The following is a 20,191-nucleotide window of genomic DNA, read 5'->3' on the forward strand; positions in this document are numbered from 1 at the left end:
CGCACACAACCACATCATTGAAAAAAAGTCTGACACCCAATCATGCGCAACCTCATTGTCTTCGCGTCTCACGAGGGACAAACCGAACAGATCGCCGAGAGGATCCATCGCCGGTTGCTGCACCATCGCATGCCCAGTGATGTCTTGGATGTGGTGCAACACTCTGCGACTGAAATCCAAGTCGAAGCGTACGACGCCGTGTTGGTCGGATCGCCCATGCATTTTGGTCGCCATGACCCCCGGATTCGGTTTTTCATCGAGCACAACTTGGATTTCCTGAATGAAATCCCGACGGCGTTTTTCTCCGTGAGCCTGGCCTCGGCTAGCAAGAAACGGAAAGAGCGAGCGGAAGCTGAAAGGTTAGCCAATGAGTTCTTGCAATCCACCCTTTGGAATCCGCCCGTGATGGACTGCTTCGCGGGAGCGCTCAAGTATTCCAAGTATGGCTGGTTGAAGCGACAAATCATGCACCGAATTGCACAGCGAGCGGGGGCGGAAACCGATTTCGATCAGGACTACGACTACACCGATTGGGAACGCGTCGATGATTTCGCTGATCGATTTGCGACGCTGGTCCGAGCTTGCAGGCGACCCCCCGAGCAACGTCCACGGTTCAGTGAATTGAGGACACCGGTTCGAGAGTATTCCCTTCACCGGACGCGTTCCAAAAGAAGGACCGCCAACCTCTACCACGTGGTGGCCAATGGTGGCCGTTTGCATGGTTGGATGTCCCGCGCCAACTCGTTTCGGTGCATGAAATCACCGTTGATTGGTCGTCTGTGTGCGAAGAGATCCAGGGCGAAAGTGGTCGCTCCTCGGGCAACCAGGAAACTGATTCAGGGGGGCCCGATCTTGGCTGGGAAACATCGCTATGCCAAGCCATTGCCGCGACTCACCTTCCGGCAACGGAATGCGTGACGTTCCAACCGAAAGAGCGGGCATCGACGTGCCTTTCGACGTTGTAGTGAGGGAAAGCCGCTGTGGTTTTCGGAGCCACCTCGGTGAACGGCTTTCGAAACGTCTCGCTGGATGGATCACGGCTTTTGAACCACGAAATAGATCAACAAGATCAAGATTGTCAGCAGCGTGACCCAGGTTGCAAGGGAAATCCGGATGGCTCGTTTCGCTCGCTCGGATTCCCACCAGGTCCGCGGTCGCACGCCTTGGACAGCGAAGGTGAAGACGCCAGCCAAGTTGACGCAAATGACGTTCATGGCCAGCAACATCAGGGCACCTCCAGCGGCATGCAGTTCGCCGCCGGCGAGCATCAACCCAAACACGGTGAACGGAGGCAGCAACGCGACCGCGACCATCACACCAATGAGTGACGCTGGAGCGCCGGTCGTGAATGCCAGCACGCCTGCACAACCCGACGCGGTGGCCAGGATCACGTCGCTCAAGTTCACGTTGGTGCGTGCGGCGATGGCGGTGGACGTCGGATCGACTTTGAACAGAAAGCCAATGATCAAAGAAGCGAGCAAGGTGACCAGCAATCCAGCCCCATTGGTGCGCAAGGATCGCTTGGCCAAATCCATGTCGCCGAGAGTCGTTGCCAGACACAGGGAAACATTGGGGCCCAGCAGCGGCGCAATCACCATCGCACCAATGATGATTGCCGTGTCATTTCTCAGCAAACCAATCGCAGCAACCACGGTTGCTAGCAACGTTTGTGCGATAAATACGTTGGACAACTTCGCCCCGGCCACAACATCGTCGTAGAGTTCGTCTCGACTGATCCGCTGAGTCGATGACTCACTCGTTTGTGCTTCATCCTTTGCCACGGGCTCAGGCGGTCGCGGCAAAGTGGCTTCCACCGGAAGCAACATCACGCGAAACGATTCTGAGCTGGAAAACTGGTTGGCCAAGTGATCCAACATCCCTTCGGACTGTTCCGTACGCACCAACATGCGGATCAACGAATGGTCGTTGTCGATGGTGTCGTCCCAACGCCCCAGCACGGTGTCACTGCTCAGGACCGAGTCCATTCGGTGAACCGTCGTGGTGGGCAAGACAATTTCGATCAGTCGCAATGACATGATGTTTTATTCGATGGACCAAGGAGTGATGCGGTACAAAGTCGTCGCCGGTGCGTCGATGCTGATTCCGCGAGAGACAATCGGACGCATTTGCTGGATGGACTTGACGTGGAATTGCAACGCCATTTTCCCCAAGAAACTACCCCGTCTTTTCAACTTCAAACAGGGCCATTGATGAACCGTTTCCAAGGAAGCGTCGCCATCGTAACGGGTGGCACACGTGACATTGGCCGTTCCTGTTCGATCCTGTTGGCCGAAGCGCGTGCAAAGGTCGTCGTCAACAACCACAGCAACCGGGCGGCTGGCGAAGAAACGGTTGCCAAGATCGAAGAGGCAGGTGGCACCGCAATCCTGGTTGAGGGCGACATGACACGCAAGGCGGAGGTGGATCGCTTGGTGGTGCAGGCTTGTGATGCCTCAGGTGAATCCAGTCACGTCTTGGTCCATCACGTAGGCGGACTGGTTGCTCGCGAGAAGTTGGCGGAAGTGGACGAGGTGTTTGTGAATCAAGTCATGAGGACGAACGTTGACATCCATCGTGGAAGGTTCTGCTCGTGAAAGATTGCATGATTGTGTTCGGTGACGAACCAGTTGCTCACCAAGCGGCTGAGCTGAAAGTCCAATCGGGGATGAGGCCGTCTTGGACGGGCGTGCTGACTGGGTGGCAGGGGTCAGAAATCGGTCAGTGATTTTGGAGCCCAGGCGACTCGCAGTGCATTGAGCACCGCAACCACGTCGATGGCTTCTTGGGCGATTGCGCCCGCGACTGGCGGCAGATAGCCGACTGAGGCGATCAACATTCCAATCACGCTGAGTGTCATGCCACCGACGGCACTTTGGAGAGCGATTCGCCGCATCCGCCGACTGATGTGCATCAGTTCATCCACTCTGGCCAAGGAGGAATCCAGAATGACGGCGCCCGCTGCTTCCGTGGTCACGTCGCTGTTTTGACCGAACGCGATGCCAACCGTTGCCGCCATCAGCGCGGGGGCATCATTGATGCCATCGCCAACGAATACCGTTTTCGACGTTTGGGTTTCCGCGGTCACATACCGCAGCTTGTCTTCGGGACTTTGATCGCCCAAACACTCGGTGATCCCAACTTGTTTGCCGAGGTATTCGACTTCGGAGGTTCGGTCACCGGACAGCAAAATGACTCGCTTGACCCCATGACGAGCATCCAGGTGATCGACGAACGAATGGCCTTCACTGCGGGGTGAATCACGCAGTCGATACGTGGCGGCGTATTCTCCATCGATCAAGATGACGCATTCCAAGCCCCCAGTTTGTTCGGGCAATCGTTCCGCCCAGTCGTCGCCCTTGGCAAGAAGTTTTTTGCGGCTGGTGATTTGCATTTCGTGACCATCGACGATTCCCCGAAGTCCCGCGCCGGGAGGCTCGCTGATTTCGGAAACGCTGAACAACTCATTTTGCGATGAGGTCGTGTTTCGTTCGGTGGCGGCGGACACGATTGCTTCCGCCAGTGGGTGCTTGGAGTATCGTTCCAGACTGGCAACCAACGTCAACACGCGCGCTGGATCCTGGTCAGGAGCGACCAATTGCTCGACCAGTTTGGGGCGTCCGTAGGTCAAGGTGCCGGTTTTGTCAAAGATCATCGTCTTGCAGCGATCGACTTGTTCTAAAACGGATGGATCGCGAATGATGATCGAACGTCGCGCTGAAAGCGAAATCGCACCGAGAATCGCAACTGGAATCGCGATCAACAAAGGGCAGGGCGTGGCCACGACCATCACCGACAAGAATCGAACTGGATCACCGCTGACAACCCAAGCCGCCACACCGATCAGGACGGCGAGAGGTGTGTAGAAAGAGCCGAGTTGATCACCAAGGCGGCGGATTTTGGGACGGTTCTGCTGTGACGACTCCATCACCTCCATGATCTTGGCGTAGCGTGAGTCGACAGCACGCTTGTCCGCCCGGACCGTCAGGGCGGAGTCGCCATTGATTGCACCCGAGAGCACCTGCGAGCCAGGTGTTTTGGACATCATGTACGGTTCGCCGGTCAAGTAGGACTCGTCCATGGTGCCGTGCCCGGTCACCACGGTTGCATCCACCGGGCAAACCTTGTGCGGCAGAACCAAAATGGTGTCGCCAATGGCGATTTCGTCCAGTGGGATTTCTTCGGTCGAATCTCCCACTTGGCGAAGGGCGATCGCTGGCATGCGATTGGCTAAAGCACGCAACACCGAGGACGCACTTCGAACTGCGTAGGCTTCCAGGGCTTCGCCACCAGAAAGCATCAGAACAACAATGGTGGCTGCCAAGTATTCTCCCAGCAGCACGCCGGTCACAATCGAGATGCCGGCCAACAGGTCCGATCCAAATTCGGCCCGAAACAGTTTGACCAACAGGTTCCAGACCAGCGGAATGCCCCCGAGTACGAGTGCCACCACCAGCGGCCAGTCATGCATCGCGATACCAGCTAAGTCGACATCGACCGTCATCCCGAAACGCATCCACAAGTGCACCGCGATCGCGACCACGGCAAGCCCGGCGATTCCCAGTTGCAAACGATTGTTCATGATTTCCGCCTTGCGGTTGTTGTGCGTCGTCCAACGCCGGGGAATTTTCGCGATCGAAGCAGCGATTCTCGCAGCCACACGCTGACCAAGATGACTGATCGGAGGGGCGAACCCAAAGGGGGCTCAATTTGACGCCGCGGCGAGGGGCAGGTCACTCGGTCAAGCCTCGGGGCCAGCGATTCAGCTCAATCCAGCGTCTGATCCGCATTCTTCATCGACGTTCTTCAACGACACGGCCCAACCGAAACACGGCTTCGACCGACAGCGTAAGTGAAAAGCAGGGAAGCACGGAACAACCTATCGTTCGACAAGAACGCAAATGGACCAAGCGGGAACATTCATGGTGGGGGACGCGACGCATTGGCTGGATGGGGTCTCCGCGAGTTCCGCCAGTGAGGTGCGCGAGGTGTCGATGGCGACACGCCACTTGTCCACCGCCCATTCTTGGATTCCAAATTCGACCGTTCCTGTTCCAGCGTTGATCATGACATAGAGATCCGTGTCCTGTTGTGATTCGCCATGCAGGCCATAGGCGAGTTGCCGCGATTCGGGGGACATGTCGACCACGTGACGGGTCCCGTACCAGCGCACGTCGCCACGCCAGAACCGCGAGCGGCTGATCGAAGGATGTGACTTTCGAAAGGCGATCAATTCACGGACAAAGTCGAAGATGTCCGCATGCTCATCGCGTCGATCCCAGTCCAGCCAGCTTGTTTCGTTGTCTTGGTTGTATGGGTTGTTGTTCCCACGCTGAGTTTGAAGGAATTCGTCACCCATTCGAAACATCGGTGTTCCATTGGACAGCATCAACAAACAGAAGAAGTTGCGGACCTGTTGTTTGCGAAGCTGCAGAATCTCGGGTGGCACCCCCTCGTCACCTTCCCAGCCGCAATCCCAACTGTATTCCGTGGCTCCGTCGGTGTTGTTGTTTCCGTTGGCCCAATTGCGTTTTTCGTTGTACGCCGTCAAGTCGTACAGCGTGCTGCCGTCATGAGATGTCATGTAGTTGACGCTCAGCAAAGGCTGCAAAGCGTGGGCAAGGTCATCCGGAAACAAATCACAGCTGCCATACAGTCGCGTCATCAAATCCGGCACCATGCCACGGTCGCCGCGAACGAAACCCTGCATCGTGTCGCGGTAGTGGGCGTTCCACTGCATCCAACGTTGCCCTGGGAATTTTTGTCCGAGCTGAAACTGCCCGTCAGCATCCCAAGGTTCAGCGATCAACCGATCGTCGCTGAGGTCTGCGTCGGTGCCAATTTCACTGACGATCGGGGGATCGTCCAGGTTGATCGAACCGTCGCTGTTTCGAGTGAAGACGGATGCAAGGTCGAAACGAAATCCGTCCACGTGCATGTGAGTGTCCCAGAACCGCAGGCTGTCGACAATCATTCGACGAACTGCCCGATTGGCCGTGTGCAACGTGTTTCCTGTGCCGCTGTGGTTGGCATACGGAGACTCTGGGTTGCCTGTCATCATGTAGGCGGTGCTGCTGTCGATGCCTTTGAAAGAATAGATGGGCCCGCGGTGATCACCTTCACAAGTGTGGTTGTAGACGACGTCCAAGAGAACCTCGATTCCCTCGGCGTGGAGGGCCTTCACCATCGTGCAGAACTCCTCTCTTTGGTTGCACGCGGATGGATCGGTGGCGTAGGCGTGATGCGGCGAGAAAAAGTTCAGGGGCATGTAGCCCCAGTAGTCGCCGTCGTCTGGATCAAATTGGAAGACTGGCATCAATTGCACTGCCGTCACGCCCAACTCGACCAGGTAGGGGATTTTATCAACAACACCCAGGAACGTTCCTCGGTGCGCCTCGGGCACACCGGAGTTTGGGTTTCGGGTGAAGCCACGCACATGCATCTCGTAAATCACGAGGTCGCTGCCATGGCGAGTCAATCGTTCGCCTTGCCAATCGAATTCGCAAATTTGGTGGGGCAGAATCCCCAGCGGGGCTTGGCCCGCGTTCGATCCGGGACGCCGGGCCGCGTCGCGCGAAAACGTTTCGGGGAAGAAAACGCCTTTTGCAAACGGGTCCAACAGGATCTTTTCAAAGTCGAAGTCGTGAAAGTCGTAGCCTCCTTGCGGCGCCGGCCCGTCGACGCGGTAGGCGTAGTACGACCAATCCTCTGAGGGTTCGCGGTGGACGCGGCAATGCCAAACCGGGCCCGACTTGTTGCACAAGTAGTTGAGCTCCACCTCCCGCGCAGGATGAACCAAATCGTCTCGTCGGTACAGCAACAGATGCACGGCGGTGGCATGTCGCGAATAGAGCGAGAAATTGAACGAGGATTCTTTCGCGATCCAAGTGGCGCCGAGAGGAAAAGGCGAACCTTCAATTTGTTCCCAGGCGTTCATTGAGATGTCGTTCATCGAGGGGGGAAGCGAGGGGGCGTGTTCCTTGGCGGCGTTCACCGAGCCGGTGTGGGGAATCCAATTGGTTCAGTCTTCCACCAACCATTCACGAGCTTCGTCGATTTCGCTTTCGTCATAGTAGCGAACCGACGCGGTGGTGAATGGTTTGCAGAACACTGCCATTGCACGTTCCCATTTGCGTTCACCAACAATCGCGATGCGTTCGAAGTCCTGGAAATGCTTGGCGTCAAACTTGATGTCTTCCCACAACGCGCCCGCGTCCCAACCGTGAAAGTCATGCATGGCAAAGAGCACTCGAATCTTTCCGTATTTCTCGATTTGTTCCTCGGCACCCGGGACAAGGCGTTGATACGTTTCCCGGTCGAGTTGTCCGGAAACGTGGACTTCCAAGAATTTGCCTTGGGCGACTTCGCTGAGTTCGATGGACATGGTTGGGTTCCTGTTCAGTGGATGGTGAAAGCAATGCAATGTTGCAAACGCAAACCTGGGACCAAATTCCCGGACAGATCATTTGCAACGGAATGTCCATCGGCCAGGCTGTCATCTTTGTCACACCCTGTGTGCGATCGCGCAGGCCCTGTCCGCATCTGCTCATGCCCTGGTCCAGTCACGTGGGCAAGTCGATGTCGAAACGACTCTCTGAAGGATGTCGACATTTAGGGTAGGGATTGGCTCGCACTTTGCACGCTCAGCGGTTGTTTGAATTTCACACGCGAGGCATCCAATGAACGATCCATTTGTCCAATCGGAATGGCAGTCCCTGTGCGAACGTGTTCAGGGGTGTGCTCGGACGCTTGCCAATGACAAATCCGAAGAGAAGATCTTCGAATCCCAAGCCCACGCCTTCGCATCCGGCGAGCCACCTCATCGATACTCTGAATTGCTCGCCAAGGTAGCGGACGCGGCTCACTTAGCCGTGAAGTGGCAATCGGATGTGACGCACGATCATGAAGATCATTGGATTGACGAGGCAAGCGACGAAAGTTTTCCCGCCAGTGACCCGCCGGCATTCACTTCCACGCACGCATGAGATTCGGATCGACACGATCTCAGACGCGTTCACCGCAGGACTGTCTGTGCATTGAGTTGAACGGCTGAGAGTCTCGGAATCATGGTGTCCCGATTCGCCGTTGGGGTCACAGTTTGAGAGGCGACGTCTCCTCACCGGAATTTCCCGTGGCAGAGGCCAAGTCCTCTGCTTCGATGTCATGGAATTGTTCTCGCAAAGTCGCGTATTCACGTCGGAAGCCATCGGCGTCGCCAAAGTCACAGAACAGGCACTGACGACTGTGACAACCCTTGCCGAGTTTGGCGTGTTTGATTGGGCACCAGTACTGCTCGGTGCGAGAGGAGATTTCGCTCGCGTAAGCCAGAACACCGTTTCCGTACCCGCAGTAAACGCAGTTGAGTTTTTCAATCACATTCAAATAGTTCAGCAGGTGTCGATCGATCACCACGTATTCTGCACGACGAACGCGGGGGATGTGGTACACCGGAAAACAGATCCACTGGTAAACGCTCACGAAGAGATCCAGCAACGCCAGCGGGATGATCAAGGAATAGATCACAGGCGCGGTTAGAATCATCAGGAACGGGGACTCCCAGACCGTTTGCCAGACTCGGCGAGCCTGAGCGCGATGGCGCTTTTTGACTTCAGCTGAAAAGACAGCGCGGCCTCGATCGAAGTCGAACGTCAGCTTGGACTGTGTTTGTTGGAGTTTCTCGGAGACCAGTTTTTCCAGGTCGCGGATCTCGGCAAGCAGATTGTCCAGGGGAGGTTTCATGATGAGCCAGCGACTTGAGACGGGTGGTGAGTGGAGATCGATCTGAGACTGGGTGGGACGCAGTTGGCGTGCCGTGACGCTCGATCTGGCACGTTGCTTGCTTTGCCCGGCCATCACGCGTTGTCATTGCGCTCGTGTTGACGAGGGATCGATGCGTGTTGCCGGGTACACTTCACTTGAGAGAAACAACATGACACATGCTTTTGTGACCGGGGCCAGCGGTTTCATTGGCGGCCACCTGGTTCGTCAACTTCGTGATGCAGGGGACGAGGTGACTTGCTTGGTTCGTCCAACATCGGACACCAGTCAACTCGACGAGATGAAGCCGCGATATGTGATGGGCGATATCACGGCCCCCGAATCGTTTTCAAGGTATCTGGCCGATGTCGATGTGGTTTACCACTTGGCGGGAGCGACGAAGAGTCTACGAAAACGCGATTTGCACCGGATCAATGTGGAAGGCGTGCGAATGGTCGCGCACGCTTGCGCACATCAGCGCAGTCCGCCCACGTTGGTGCACGTGTCTTCGTTGGCGGCGGTTGGCCCGACAACCTGCAGTTGCCCCCGCATTGAATCCGACGAGCCGCAACCGGTTTCGAACTATGGACGCAGCAAATTGGCTGGCGAAGTCGAGGTGGCGGAGTTTGCGGGCGATGTTCCGATCACCATCATTCGACCGCCGATCGTTTTGGGCGAAGCCGATCGCGACGGTTTGACCATGTTCGACAGCATCGCACGGTGGAACTTGCACCTCGTACCCGGATTTTCAGAGGAGCGGTTTTCGGTTGTCCATGGCGATGATCTGGCTGCCGCATTGATTTTGGCGTCCAGACAAGGTCGTCGCCTTGACCCCGAACATCCCAGTGTCGGTCGGTACTTTGTGGCGGCGGATGAATCGCCCACGTACGCGGAATTGGGGCAAATGGTCGGGCAAGCTTTGGGACGCGATCATGTGCGCGTGCTGCACAATCCCAAGTCTGCGGTGTGGGCAATCGCCGCGATCAATGAGTTTGCCAGCCAGGTGCGTCGACGCGCTCACATCCTGGGGCTGGACAAGGCCCGCGAGGCGACCGCAGGTTCCTGGATTTGCAGTGGTCGCTCTTTTGAACAGGACACGGGGTTTCGTCCTGGGTGCGACTTGCAAGCTCGACTGGATCAAACCGCTCGCTGGTATATCGAGCAAGGGTGGTTGCCGGAACCAAGGTTCGCCCCATGCCAGGCTTCTTGACCATATTCGGCTGATGACAAGGTGCGGCTGATAACAAGGTGGCCAGCAATGGGATCGTTCGATTCGATCGCTGGCAATTCCAAAGACAGCCTTGGCGGGATTCACTCGGATGCCTGCTTGTCGGACCGCAGGTGGTCCAACTCATCTTGCTTGGCTTCCGCAAAGAACAGTGGCAAGTACGGCGTGTTGATCAGCACGGCCAGGAAGAACAATCCGGAGGCGATGATGCCCACGTATTGCCATTCAAAGAAGGCTGCTGCGATGATGAATGCGGCGGCGGCGAGCACACCCAGCACCTTCAACATCAGAATCACCCCAGCGGTTTCGACATCCGCATCAATTTCTTCCTTGGTGAGGCGATTTGGCCCGCGTTCCCGCAGTTCAGTTGCTCGGGATCGCACTTCCAAGTAGTTCACGAACGCCAAAACGGCATACAGGAACGGGATTGGAATCGCGGCCAAGTAGGCGACCTCGGAAAAGAACAATAGGGACACACATGTTCCGATCAAACTCGCCGCCAAGAGAATCCGAACCCCCGTTCGGAAATGGCGAGAAAGAGCGTGGGCGTCAGGTTCTGCGGGCAGTCGGTGGGTGGTTGTTGGAGTGCTCATTGGAATTGCCGAGGGAGTGAATGGCCAAGTCAAAGGTGACGGCCGTCGGATAGCAACCATTCCCAAGCGATTCTTGTGCCCACACGTTCTCTCGATGTTTGGAACCCGGGTGATGGTCCATCCCGCACAGCGACTGTGCGTCGGATGACATCCTGTCACAGGGACAAGGGCAGTCGGGAAATTTTTGACGAGGGATATGGCATGGTTCGATTGGCAAGACGTGTTCTCCCGGGCTGTGGTACAGCAATTGCCAATCAATCGATCCGCATTCCATCCAACCGAGAAGGCCGACGCGATGATTGAAACACTTGAATCAACCCAAGTTGCTCCGGAGACCCTGCGAAAGATCGACGCCTATTGGCGGGCTGCGAACTATTTGTCGGTCGGGCAGATCTACCTTTATGACAACCCCTTGCTCAAACGTCCGCTGAAGATTGAGGACGTCAAGCACATGTTATTGGGGCACTGGGGAACCACGCCCGGCCAGAACTTCATCTATGCCCATTTGAACCGGATCATCAAGCAATACGATCTCGACATGATTTACGTGTCGGGGCCAGGTCACGGCGGTCCGGCCGTCGTCGGGAACACGTACCTGGAAGGCACTTACAGCGAAATCTACCCGCACATCAGCCAAGACGAAGAGGGGATGCGAAAGCTGTTCATTCAATTCTCTTTTCCCGGAGGAATTCCCAGCCACGCGTCGCCCGAATGCCCCGGTTCGATCCACGAAGGCGGCGAACTGGGATATTCGCTGAGCCATTCGTTCGGTGCTGTGTTCGACAACCCCGATTTGATGGTCGCTTGCGTGGTGGGCGATGGAGAAGCGGAAACCGGACCATTGGCAACTGCTTGGCATTCGAACAAGTTCTTGAATCCGGCGACCGATGGTGCGGTCCTCCCAATCTTGCATTTGAACGGTTACAAGATCGCCAACCCCACCATCCTCGCTCGCATCGATCACGAGGAACTGGATCAATTGATGCGAGGCTATGGCTGGACTCCCATCTTTGTGGAGGGCGATGACCCGATGCGAATGCATGCAGCGATGGCGGAAGCCCTGGATATCGCGGTGGAACAGATTCAATCGATCCAGCGGAAGGCTCGCGAAAGTGGCGACACGACTCGTCCTCGTTGGCCCATGATTGTGTTGAGGTCGCCCAAGGGATGGACGGGGCCGAAGTTTGTGGACGGCGTTCCAATCGAAGGCACGTTTCACTCGCACCAAGTCCCGCTATCTGATCCCGCCACCCGGCCCGACCACCTGCAACAGCTCGAAGAATGGCTCCGCAGCTATCGTCCAGAAGAACTCTTTGATGAAGGCGGACGCCTGCGATCAGAAATTTCGGATCTGGCGCCCACGGGCGATCGTCGGATGGGCGCGAATCCACACGCCAACGGTGGACGTTTGCTGCGGCAATTGAAGATGCCTGACTTCCGGGAGTACGCCGTTGAAATCACGGAACGTGGCTGCCGAGGCATTGGTGACACGCACGTCACTGGCAAATTCATTCGCGACGTCATTCAACTGAACGACGACCACAAGAATTTTCGTGTCTTTGGTCCCGACGAAACGCTCTCCAATGGATTGGAAGCTGTGTTTGATGTCACTCAGCGGCAGTGGAACGCAGCGACGGTCGACACCGACGAATTGCTCTCGCCCACCGGCCGCGTCCTGGAAATGCTCAGCGAACATCAATGCGAAGGCTGGTTGGAGGGGTACCTGTTGACCGGACGGCACGGACTGTTCAATTGTTACGAAGCATTTGTCCACATCGTTGATTCGATGTTCAACCAACATGCAAAGTGGTTGAAGGTAACGTCGGAGTTGCCGTGGCGTCACAAGATCGCGTCGCTGAATTACTTGCTGGCCTCGCACGTGTGGCGACAGGACCACAACGGGTTCACGCACCAAGACCCCGGTTTCATTGATGTGGTGGTCAACAAGAAAGCGGAAATTGTTCGCGTTTATCTGCCGCCAGACGCCAACTGCTTGCTCTCGGTGATGGATCACTGCTTGCGAAGTCGGCATTACGTCAATGTCGTCGTGGCGGGCAAGCATCCCTCGCCACAGTGGCTGACAATGGATGAAGCCGTGGAACACTGTGCCAAAGGAATTGGGGTTTGGGACTGGGCTGGCAATGAGTCCTCGGACGACCCCGATGTCGTGATGGCTTGTTGTGGCGATGTCCCCACCTTGGAAACGTTGGCCGCGGTTTCCATTCTGCATGAGCATTTGCCAGAACTGAAAATTCGCGTTGTCAACGTGGTCGATCTGATGCGGTTGCAACCCAAGTCGGAACACCCACACGGTCTCAGCGATCCCGACTTTGATGAATTGTTCACCCAGGATAAACATGTGATCTTTGCCTTTCACGCTTACCCCTGGTTGGTTCACCGGCTGACCTATCGTCGGACCAATCACGCCAACATTCATGTGCGTGGGTACAAGGAAGAAGGCACGATCACGACGCCGTTTGACATGACGGTGCTGAACGATCTCGATCGATTCCATTTGGTGATGGACGTGATTGATCGCTTGCCCGAAACGGGAGGGCAAGGCCAAGCTCTGAAAGCTCGGATGCAAGAGAAATTGGTCGAGCATCGACGTTACATCAACAAGAACGGTCAAGACATGCCTGAAGTGCGGAACTGGCAATGGAGTCCAACGCGATGAACGAGCGACTCCCGCTGGTCTATCTCGCTCGGCATGGTGAGACGCCCTGGACGATCACGGCTCAGCACACCGGATCGACTGATTTGCCACTGACCCCCAAAGGCGAGCGAAACGCCTCGCAGCTTCGCGGGCGGTTGGCAGGGGTGGCGTTCGAAGAGGTTTGGACCAGCCCATTGCAACGAGCGAAGCGAACGTGTGATTTGGCGGGCTTTGGCTCGGAGGCCACCGTCGTGGAAGATTTGACGGAGTGGAATTGCGGTGACTACGAAGGGCTCACGCGGGAGGAGATTGAGGCAAGAAAACCCGGTTGGAATCTCTTTCGCGATGGATGTCCCAACGGAGAGACGCTGGCCGATGTGACATCACGCGTCCAGCGCGTCATCGACCGGATTCGTCAGCAAAGGGGTGACCGCTTGCTCTTCGCCCACAAACACTTCTTGCAGGTCTTCGCGGCTTGCTGGCTTGGGTTGCCACCGGAAACCGGGCACCAATTCTTTCTCGGCACGGCCGCGTTGAGCATCGTGGGGTATCACCACGGCAAAACGGATTCCGTCATTCGTCTTTGGAATGATCGAAGTCATCTCACGGACTGAACCGAACGGCAGCGACTCGCCATTTCGGCATCCAAGCAATCCCTTCACGATGAACAAGTCCGATGGAAATCAAACTCGACCAGAAAAAGGGTGATTCGACTGACAAGTCAGCCAATGAACCTTCGTACCCTCAGTGGCAGTCGGCGCTGTGGTATTTCTCGGTGCTGCTGTTGGTCCTGTGGCTTTGGCAGGACTTCTCTCGAATCGCGGAAGTGCAGCGAATTCCTTACAGCGAATTCAAGGCCCACGTGGTGGCGGGCGAAGTCACCGAGTGCGAACTTTCCGAGGACACGATCGAGGGCGTGTATGTTCCTCACGCGACACCCGCGCCGGAGTCTGAATCCAAAGCTGAACCAACCAGCGACGAAACGGCATCGGATCCCCAACCGATCACGTTCGTCACCAACCGCGTGGAAGATCCTGAATTGGTGGATCAGTTGACCGCGGCCAATGTGAAGTTCACTGGCAGTCGGCCGCCTAGCGTGATGCAAAATCTGTTGTTGTGGTGGGTGTTGCCGTTGGTTGCCTTCCTTTTCCTCAGTCGGTTTCTGGCCAACCGAATTGGCAACACGGGGCAAGCCATGATGGGGTTCGGACGCAGCAAGGCGAAGTTGGTCGCGGACGAGGACACAGGGGTTCGGTTCACCGACGTGGCGGGTTGCGTTGAGGCCAAATTTGAATTGGAAGAAGTCGTTGATTTTCTGAAGAACCCCGAACGGTACGTGGACCTGGGTGCCAAAATCCCCAAAGGAGTGCTGTTGGTCGGCCCTCCCGGGACGGGCAAGACCTTGCTCGCCCGCGCCGTTGCTGGGGAGGCTGGCGTGCCGTTCTTTTCGATCAGCGGCAGTGAGTTTGTCGAAATGTTTGTGGGCGTGGGAGCAGCACGTGTTCGGGATCTTTTCGAACAAGGCAAGAAACACGCGCCGTGCATCATCTTCATTGACGAACTCGATGCGATTGGTCGTGAACGCGGGGTGCATGTGGCCACGGTGAACGATGAACGGGAGCAAACGCTGAATCAATTGTTGGTTGAGCTCGATGGCTTTGCTGCCAACACCGGGGTGATCATCCTCTCGGCAACCAACCGTCCCGAGGTGCTGGACCGCGCGTTGTTGCGTCCCGGGCGATTCGATCGGCAAGTGCTGGTGGATGCGCCCGACTTCGAAGGCCGGTTGGGGATCCTCAGTGTTCATGCTCGCAACAAACCGCTGGATGAAAGCGTTGACCTGCGTGACATTGCACGCTCGACGCCGGGATTGTCGGGTGCTGATCTTGCAAATGTGATGAACGAAGCGGCATTGCTGGCGGCTCGACGTAAATCGAAGTCGATCGCGAGATGTGATTTGGAAGAAGCGGTGGAAAAGGTGGTCGCCGGACCGGAACGAAAGAGCCGCCGCTTGGGCGAAGAAGAACGCCGCCGGGTTGCCTTTCATGAAGTCGGACATGCGTTGGTGGCAACGTTCAGCGAACACGCCGAACCGGTGCGGAAGATCAGCATCATCCCGCGAGGACAGGCGGCGTTGGGGTACACGTTGCAATTGCCGACGGAGGACCAGTATCTGATGACACGCAGCGAGTTGGACGACCGTTTGAGCGGGTTGTTGGGTGGGCGTGCTGCCGAGCAGATTGTGTTTGGCGAAGTCAGCTCTGGGGCCGAGAACGATTTGCAGAAAGCCACCACGATCGCTCGCCAGATGGTTTGCATGTTCGGGATGAGCGATTCGGTGGGGCTGACCCACTGTGCGCAGCAGCCCAATGCATTCACCGCCACTTCTGGCGTTCTGCAACGTGATTGCAGTGAACACACGGCCAGCAGCATCGACGATGAGGTCAAGAGTTTGTTGGCGATCGCCTACGCCCAGGCGCAGTCCATCCTGACGGAACATCGAGAGGCGTTGAACCGCGTCGCCACTGAATTGCTGGAACACGAAACACTCGACGCCTCCGAGTTTCAGGCCTTGCTGCCAGGTCCCGTCCAAGCGGCGTGAAATCTCCCGTGGCACAGCGAATGCATGCCACTCGGTGTGTCGTGAAGGCACAACCATTGAGATGAACAACTGAACGAAACCTTCCTCAACTTCCCCGGGCGTCTTATCCGATGCCGGAATGATACAGATGGAAATCGAAACCTCTTCGCTGAATGATTCCAATCGCGGGCATGTCGTCGCTGTTCGTGGCAGTGTGATCGACGTTTGCTTTCCCGATGAACTTCCGGAAATGAATTGGGAATTGCGGATTGGCGAGCACGGGGAAGTCGTGGCGGAAGTCGCCAGCCAACTCGACCCGCATACCGTTCGTGCCATCGCGATCACATCGCCCCGCGGATTGTCACGGGGGGCTCCCGTGCGAAGTTTCGGGCGACCCATGCAGGTACCGGTCGGCAAGCCTCTGCTCGGTAGGGTGCTCGATGTGTTTGGGAACACGCTCGACGATGGCGAAAGTTTGGATTCGGTTGAGCACCGCAGCATTCATCAGACGCCGCCCACGATCAACCGCCGCATCGCGCAGTCGGAAGTGTTTACGACCGGCATCAAGGCCATCGATCTGCTGTCGCCGCTCGAACGAGGCGGCAAAGCAGGGCTGTTTGGTGGTGCTGGTGTTGGCAAAACCGTTTTGATCACCGAGTTGATCCACAACATCGTTGGCGGGCACGATGGCATCAGCCTGTTCTGCGGGATCGGTGAACGATGTCGAGAAGCAGAGGAACTGTACCGTGAAATGGGAACTGCCGGTGTTCGGGACAACACGGTGATGGTCTTTGGGCAAATGAACGAACCGCCAGGAGCCCGATTTCGCGTCGGCCACGCGGCGTTGACGATGGCGGAATCCTTTCGTGACGACGCCAAGCAAGATGTGTTGCTGTTGATTGACAACATCTTTCGGTTTGTGCAGGCCGGGATGGAAGTCTCCGGCTTGCTCGGGCAATTGCCATCCCGCGTGGGCTATCAGCCTTCGCTTGCGAGTGACCTGGCGGAACTCGAGGAGCGCATTTGCACCACGTCGGACGCAGCAATCACATCGGTGCAAGCTGTTTATGTTCCCGCCGACGACTTCACGGATCCGTCCGCCGTGCACACCTTTGCTCACCTGTCGGCAACCGTGGTGCTGTCACGCAAACGAGCCAGCGAGGGATTGTATCCTGCGATCGATCCATTGAAGTCGACCTCGGAAATGATGTTGCCGGGGGTGGTTGGCGAGCGGCACTACAAAACGGCCAGCAATGTCCGTCAAACGTTGGCCGGATATGAAGAACTGAAGGACATCATCGCAATGCTGGGCATGGAAGAACTTTCTCGCCAGGATCGTTTGACGGTGAATCGGGCCAGACGTTTGGAGCGATTCTTGACGCAACCGTTCTTCACGACGCAGCAATTCACCGGCCACGAGGGACACATGGTGAGCATTGAAGACACCTTGGATGGCTGCGAACGGATTCTGAATGACGAGTTTCAAGATCGGCCCGAGCGAGACTTGTACATGGTGGGCAAACTTCCGAGTTCCAAATCATGAACCTGACATTGAACACCCCCAACGAGATCGTGCTGGATCTGACTGTCAACAAGGTGATTGCCGAGGGCACCCACGGGAGTTTTTGTTTGCTGCCGCGACATGTCGACTTCCTGGCCGCTTTGGTGCCTGGTTTGCTGAGCTGGGAAGATGAGACAGGAAAGGAATCGTTCGCGGCCGTCGGGACCGGGATCCTGGTCAAACGAGCCAGTGATGTTTACGTCTCTGCCGAAGCGGCTTCGCACGGAGCGGAACTGGAAGAACTGCAACGCCTGGTTCGCGAGGAGTTTTCTCAGATGGACGAACAGCAGCGTGCTGCTCACACCGCGGTCGCGAAGCTGGAAGCGGATTTCCTCCGCCGAACGATGGCACTCGCCGACGACCATGTGGTTTAAGGGACGAAACAAGCGATGAACAAGCGTCAAACGCTTCAAGACAACGTCGATGCGAAGCAATCTCGCAAGCTCGACGCACGTCAGCAGGGCGAGCATTCCGCGTGGTTTGGTTTGGGAATGTTCGGGTTGGTGGGGTGGTCGATTGCGATTCCAACACTGCTCGGGATCGCAGTGGGAATTTGGATTGATGAACGCTGGCCGAGTCGGTTCTCTTGGACGTTGATGCTGTTGATTGGTGGTGTGGGGATGGGGTGTTTGAATGCGTGGTGGTGGGTCAATCGGGAGAATGAAGATGAATGAATGGATTGGATTGACGGGCGGATTCCTTGCGGGTGCCGCAGCAGCTGCGTTCTTTGTCGCCTCATTGTGGTGGACCACGGTTCGCTTGCCCGCGTCTCGGCAACCGTGGCTGTTGCTCGGCGGCAGTGCGTTGCTGCGGATGGCCGTGGTGTTGGGGGTTTTGGGAGTGCTGGCACGCAGCGGGGATTGGCGAATCCTGGTGGCAGCGGCCATGGGGTTCGCGCTCATTCGCACAGTTGGCGTGTGCACTATCGCTCAGCGTGACTCCAGCTTTCAACTTGCGTCGGCACAAACTTTGCCAGCGGAAAAATTGCGTCCCAGGAGCAAACCATGAGTGGCGTGCAAATCACATCGGACGAATGGATCCTGTGGCAATCGGAGGCTTGGCCGGTCGTGAAGATCAACGCCACGCTTACGTTCACTTGGTTGGTGATGGCGTTGTTGGTCGTTGGTTCGTGGTGGATCACCCGGCGATTGACCAGCGACACCGAGATCCCGCGTTGGCAAAACCTTTTGGAAGTGCTGGTCACCGGCATTCGAGATCAAATTCGAGATGTCAGTCGTCACGACCCGGGGCCGTACCTGCCGTTTGTGGGAACGTTGTTCCTGTTCATTGCAGTGGCCAACTTGTTGAGCATCGTGCCCGGCTACGTCCCGCCCACCGGTTCACTGTCGACGACAGCGGCCTTGGCGACTTGCGTGTTTGTGGCGGTCCCCGTGTTTGGAATCGCTTCGCATGGGGTTGGCAACTACTTGAAGCGTTACCTGCAACCGACACCGTTGATGCTTCCATTCAACTTGATTGGCGAACTTTCACGGACTTTGGCACTGGCTGTGCGTTTGTACGGGAACATGATGAGCGGTGCAGTGATCGCCGCGATTCTGATCAGCTTCGTCCCGCTCTTCATTCCGATTGTGATGCAAGTGATGGGGCTGCTGACCGGAATGATTCAAGCCTACATCTTTGCCGTCTTGGCGATGGTCTACATCGCGTCGGCAACCAAAGTCGCCAAGTGACCGAGTCGGAAAGCCCAGTTCGTCTTTTGTCTTGTTCGTTCATTGCACACTGAGTCCACCGAACATTGAGTTCATCGTCCAACCAACAAGGAATACATCATGGATAGCACCACGACGATCGCCGTCGCCAGCATCATCATGGCGGGTTTGACCACCGCCATCGGATCGATCGGGCCCGCGTTTGCCGAAGGGCGTGCCGTGGCCCAGGCTCTCAGTTCCATTGCACAGCAACCGGATTCGTCCAACACGATCACCCGCACCCTGTTTGTGGGTTTGGCCATGATCGAGTCCACGGCTATCTACTGCTTTGTTGTGTCGATGATTCTGCTGTTTGCCAATCCCTTCTGGAACCACCTGACGCAATAGCAAGGGATACGAAACGATGAGCATTGATTGGTTCACCTTCACCGCCCAAGTCATCAACTTCCTGGTTCTGGTTGGGTTGTTGCGATATTTCCTTTACGGTCCCATCGTCCGCGCGATGCAGACACGTGAGCAGAAGGTGACGCAGCGTTTAAGCGATGCGGAAACCGCCAAGGCCGAAGCGAACCAGCAACGTGCGGCGTTGGAAAAGCAGACGCAGTTGTTGGAAGAACAGCGAGAAGAAATGCTTGCCAAGGCAAAAGCCGATGCAGACAGCGAACGGCAGAGACTGATTCAAGAGGCGCGGAAAGAGGCGGATACCCGGCGCGAACACTGGACGTCCACCTTTGAACGAGATCAAAAGGACTTGGCTGATCAGACCCGTCGCGACATTCAACGCATGGGGTTTCAGGCCGCGCGGGAAACAATCCAACAACTGGCCGACGAAGATCTGCAGAAGCGGGTTTGTCAAACGTTTGTGAAGCAGTTGCGGATGCTCGACGAAACACAACGTGCCGCCATTGCCACCCAATTAGCCGATTCGGGAAACCCCGTCTTGGTTCGATCTGCGGACGACCTGGATGACGACGACCAAACTCAAATCCGTGACGCGATTCATCAGGTGTTCCAAGGTGACGCGGAAGTTCGCTTTGAGTCGGATTCGGCGTTGATCGCGGGAATGGAAATGGACGCGGGTGGTTACAGCCTGCCATGGAATGCGGAACGTGCTCTCAAAAAGATGGAGGCCAACGTGGCGTGAGCAA

Annotated in this window: 20 protein-coding genes; 14 read left to right on the plus strand and 6 right to left on the minus strand. The window is 56.6% G+C overall.

Translation table 11 applies throughout. The features are described 5' to 3' along the window. Nucleotides 1-42 precede the first annotated feature (42 nt). Nucleotides 43-918, plus strand: a complete 876-nt coding sequence (gene hemG / locus RISK_RS08900) for a menaquinone-dependent protoporphyrinogen IX dehydrogenase (protein WP_047813923.1) — start codon at nt 43-45, stop codon at nt 916-918. A 116-nt stretch (nt 919-1,034) separates the two neighbouring features. Here the strand turns inward: hemG and RISK_RS08905 are convergent, their stop codons facing one another. Next, the gene (locus RISK_RS08905) at nt 1,035-2,036 is read right to left on the minus strand and encodes a TIGR00341 family protein (RefSeq protein ID WP_047813924.1); all 1,002 of its coding nucleotides are present in this window, start codon (nt 2,034-2,036) and stop codon (nt 1,035-1,037) included. Nucleotides 2,037-2,210: 174 nt separating this feature from the next. Between RISK_RS08905 and RISK_RS08910 the strand changes: the two genes are divergently transcribed. Beyond that, nucleotides 2,211-2,594 (plus strand): SDR family NAD(P)-dependent oxidoreductase, encoded by a 384-nt coding sequence (locus RISK_RS08910; protein WP_053061099.1) that lies wholly within the window; start codon nt 2,211-2,213, stop codon nt 2,592-2,594. Between the two features lie 113 nt (nt 2,595-2,707). Here RISK_RS08910 and RISK_RS08915 read toward each other — a convergent pair whose 3' ends face one another. The 3 genes from RISK_RS08915 to RISK_RS08925 form a co-directional block, all read right to left on the minus strand. Further along, on the minus strand, nt 2,708-4,579 hold the full coding sequence (locus tag RISK_RS08915) for a heavy metal translocating P-type ATPase (RefSeq protein WP_047814164.1): 1,872 nt from the start codon (nt 4,577-4,579) through the stop codon (nt 2,708-2,710). Nucleotides 4,580-4,876: 297 nt separating this feature from the next. After that, the gene (locus tag RISK_RS08920) at nt 4,877-6,949 is read right to left on the minus strand and encodes a glycogen debranching protein (RefSeq protein WP_236696162.1); all 2,073 of its coding nucleotides are present in this window, start codon (nt 6,947-6,949) and stop codon (nt 4,877-4,879) included. Between the two features lie 69 nt (nt 6,950-7,018). Beyond that, nucleotides 7,019-7,381, minus strand: a complete 363-nt coding sequence (locus tag RISK_RS08925) for a SpoIIAA family protein (protein WP_047813926.1) — start codon at nt 7,379-7,381, stop codon at nt 7,019-7,021. Between the two features lie 295 nt (nt 7,382-7,676). On the opposite strand from RISK_RS08925, the gene RISK_RS08930 reads away from it, so the two are divergent. Further along, the gene (locus tag RISK_RS08930) at nt 7,677-7,982 is read left to right on the plus strand and encodes a hypothetical protein (protein ID WP_047813927.1); all 306 of its coding nucleotides are present in this window, start codon (nt 7,677-7,679) and stop codon (nt 7,980-7,982) included. 106 nt (nt 7,983-8,088) lie between these two features. On the opposite strand, the gene RISK_RS08935 is transcribed toward RISK_RS08930, so the two are convergent. Then, nucleotides 8,089-8,736, minus strand: coding sequence for a hypothetical protein (locus RISK_RS08935; RefSeq protein ID WP_047814165.1), 648 nt, complete (start codon nt 8,734-8,736; stop codon nt 8,089-8,091). A gap of 190 nt (nt 8,737-8,926) precedes the next feature. Here RISK_RS08935 and RISK_RS08940 point away from each other — a divergent pair, with 190 nt between their 5' ends. Continuing rightward, a complete protein-coding gene (locus tag RISK_RS08940; protein ID WP_047814166.1) occupies nt 8,927-9,964 on the plus strand; it encodes an NAD-dependent epimerase/dehydratase family protein in 1,038 nt (345 codons plus the stop codon). 101 nt (nt 9,965-10,065) lie between these two features. Here RISK_RS08940 and RISK_RS08945 read toward each other — a convergent pair whose 3' ends face one another. Next, nucleotides 10,066-10,575: a hypothetical protein gene (locus RISK_RS08945; RefSeq protein WP_236696163.1), complete on the minus strand. Its 510-nt coding sequence runs from the start codon at nt 10,573-10,575 to the stop codon at nt 10,066-10,068. 295 nt (nt 10,576-10,870) lie between these two features. Here RISK_RS08945 and RISK_RS08950 point away from each other — a divergent pair, with 295 nt between their 5' ends. The 10 genes from RISK_RS08950 to RISK_RS08995 all read left to right on the plus strand — a co-directional run bounded on the left by RISK_RS08950 (nt 10,871) and on the right by RISK_RS08995 (nt 20,187). Next, the gene (locus RISK_RS08950; RefSeq protein WP_047814168.1) at nt 10,871-13,252 is read left to right on the plus strand and encodes a phosphoketolase family protein; all 2,382 of its coding nucleotides are present in this window, start codon (nt 10,871-10,873) and stop codon (nt 13,250-13,252) included. After that, nucleotides 13,249-13,845 (plus strand): histidine phosphatase family protein, encoded by a 597-nt coding sequence (locus RISK_RS08955; protein WP_047814169.1) that lies wholly within the window; start codon nt 13,249-13,251, stop codon nt 13,843-13,845. The genes RISK_RS08950 and RISK_RS08955 overlap by 4 nt, the downstream gene beginning before the upstream one ends. Nucleotides 13,846-13,907: 62 nt before the next feature. Then, on the plus strand, nt 13,908-15,833 hold the full coding sequence (gene ftsH, locus RISK_RS08960; protein ID WP_083434858.1) for an ATP-dependent zinc metalloprotease FtsH: 1,926 nt from the start codon (nt 13,908-13,910) through the stop codon (nt 15,831-15,833). Between the two features lie 118 nt (nt 15,834-15,951). Next, nucleotides 15,952-17,355 carry a F0F1 ATP synthase subunit beta gene (gene atpD, locus RISK_RS08965; protein WP_047813928.1) on the plus strand — a complete coding sequence of 468 codons (1,404 nt, stop codon included), beginning with the start codon at nt 15,952-15,954 and terminating at the stop codon, nt 17,353-17,355. Beyond that, the gene (locus RISK_RS08970; RefSeq protein ID WP_047813929.1) at nt 17,352-17,747 is read left to right on the plus strand and encodes a F0F1 ATP synthase subunit epsilon; all 396 of its coding nucleotides are present in this window, start codon (nt 17,352-17,354) and stop codon (nt 17,745-17,747) included. The genes atpD and RISK_RS08970 overlap by 4 nt, the downstream gene beginning before the upstream one ends. Nucleotides 17,748-17,762: 15 nt before the next feature. Beyond that, nucleotides 17,763-18,047: an AtpZ/AtpI family protein gene (locus tag RISK_RS08975; RefSeq protein ID WP_047813930.1), complete on the plus strand. Its 285-nt coding sequence runs from the start codon at nt 17,763-17,765 to the stop codon at nt 18,045-18,047. Beyond that, nucleotides 18,040-18,381, plus strand: coding sequence for an N-ATPase subunit AtpR (locus RISK_RS08980; RefSeq protein ID WP_047814170.1), 342 nt, complete (start codon nt 18,040-18,042; stop codon nt 18,379-18,381). Before RISK_RS08975 ends, RISK_RS08980 begins: the two co-directional genes overlap by 8 nt. Beyond that, entirely contained in the window at nt 18,378-19,064 is a 687-nt protein-coding gene (locus RISK_RS08985; RefSeq protein ID WP_047813931.1) for a F0F1 ATP synthase subunit A, read from the plus strand. Before RISK_RS08980 ends, RISK_RS08985 begins: the two co-directional genes overlap by 4 nt. A 99-nt stretch (nt 19,065-19,163) precedes the next feature. Continuing rightward, nucleotides 19,164-19,430 (plus strand): F0F1 ATP synthase subunit C, encoded by a 267-nt coding sequence (locus RISK_RS08990; protein WP_047813932.1) that lies wholly within the window; start codon nt 19,164-19,166, stop codon nt 19,428-19,430. Nucleotides 19,431-19,446: 16 nt separating this feature from the next. After that, the gene (locus RISK_RS08995) at nt 19,447-20,187 is read left to right on the plus strand and encodes a F0F1 ATP synthase subunit delta (RefSeq protein WP_047813933.1); all 741 of its coding nucleotides are present in this window, start codon (nt 19,447-19,449) and stop codon (nt 20,185-20,187) included. Nucleotides 20,188-20,191 lie beyond the last annotated feature (4 nt).

This window comes from Rhodopirellula islandica (genome assembly GCF_001027925.1).
Classification (GTDB): domain Bacteria; phylum Planctomycetota; class Planctomycetia; order Pirellulales; family Pirellulaceae; genus Rhodopirellula; species Rhodopirellula islandica.

Bases quoted from the DNA above. Each gene is read 5' to 3' on its own strand.
- RISK_RS08915 (WP_047814164.1), bottom strand. From the start codon at position 4,579: ATGAACAATCGTTTGCAACTGGGAATCGCCGGGCTTGCCGTGGTCGCG.
- ftsH (WP_083434858.1), top strand. From the start codon at position 13,908: ATGGAAATCAAACTCGACCAGAAAAAGGGTGATTCGACTGACAAGTCA.
- RISK_RS08935 (WP_047814165.1), bottom strand. From the start codon at position 8,736: ATGAAACCTCCCCTGGACAATCTGCTTGCCGAGATCCGCGACCTGGAA.
- RISK_RS08995 (WP_047813933.1), top strand. From the start codon at position 19,447: ATGAGCATTGATTGGTTCACCTTCACCGCCCAAGTCATCAACTTCCTG.
- RISK_RS08940 (WP_047814166.1), top strand. From the start codon at position 8,927: ATGACACATGCTTTTGTGACCGGGGCCAGCGGTTTCATTGGCGGCCAC.
- RISK_RS08970 (WP_047813929.1), top strand. From the start codon at position 17,352: ATGAACCTGACATTGAACACCCCCAACGAGATCGTGCTGGATCTGACT.
- RISK_RS08905 (WP_047813924.1), bottom strand. From the start codon at position 2,036: ATGTCATTGCGACTGATCGAAATTGTCTTGCCCACCACGACGGTTCAC.
- RISK_RS08910 (WP_053061099.1), top strand. From the start codon at position 2,211: ATGAACCGTTTCCAAGGAAGCGTCGCCATCGTAACGGGTGGCACACGT.
- atpD (WP_047813928.1), top strand. From the start codon at position 15,952: ATGATACAGATGGAAATCGAAACCTCTTCGCTGAATGATTCCAATCGC.
- RISK_RS08920 (WP_236696162.1), bottom strand. From the start codon at position 6,949: ATGAACGACATCTCAATGAACGCCTGGGAACAAATTGAAGGTTCGCCT.
- RISK_RS08985 (WP_047813931.1), top strand. From the start codon at position 18,378: ATGAGTGGCGTGCAAATCACATCGGACGAATGGATCCTGTGGCAATCG.
- RISK_RS08980 (WP_047814170.1), top strand. From the start codon at position 18,040: ATGAATGAATGGATTGGATTGACGGGCGGATTCCTTGCGGGTGCCGCA.
- hemG (WP_047813923.1), top strand. From the start codon at position 43: ATGCGCAACCTCATTGTCTTCGCGTCTCACGAGGGACAAACCGAACAG.
- RISK_RS08925 (WP_047813926.1), bottom strand. From the start codon at position 7,381: ATGTCCATCGAACTCAGCGAAGTCGCCCAAGGCAAATTCTTGGAAGTC.
- RISK_RS08945 (WP_236696163.1), bottom strand. From the start codon at position 10,575: ATGAGCACTCCAACAACCACCCACCGACTGCCCGCAGAACCTGACGCC.
- RISK_RS08930 (WP_047813927.1), top strand. From the start codon at position 7,677: ATGAACGATCCATTTGTCCAATCGGAATGGCAGTCCCTGTGCGAACGT.
- RISK_RS08975 (WP_047813930.1), top strand. From the start codon at position 17,763: ATGAACAAGCGTCAAACGCTTCAAGACAACGTCGATGCGAAGCAATCT.
- RISK_RS08990 (WP_047813932.1), top strand. From the start codon at position 19,164: ATGGATAGCACCACGACGATCGCCGTCGCCAGCATCATCATGGCGGGT.
- RISK_RS08950 (WP_047814168.1), top strand. From the start codon at position 10,871: ATGATTGAAACACTTGAATCAACCCAAGTTGCTCCGGAGACCCTGCGA.
- RISK_RS08955 (WP_047814169.1), top strand. From the start codon at position 13,249: ATGAACGAGCGACTCCCGCTGGTCTATCTCGCTCGGCATGGTGAGACG.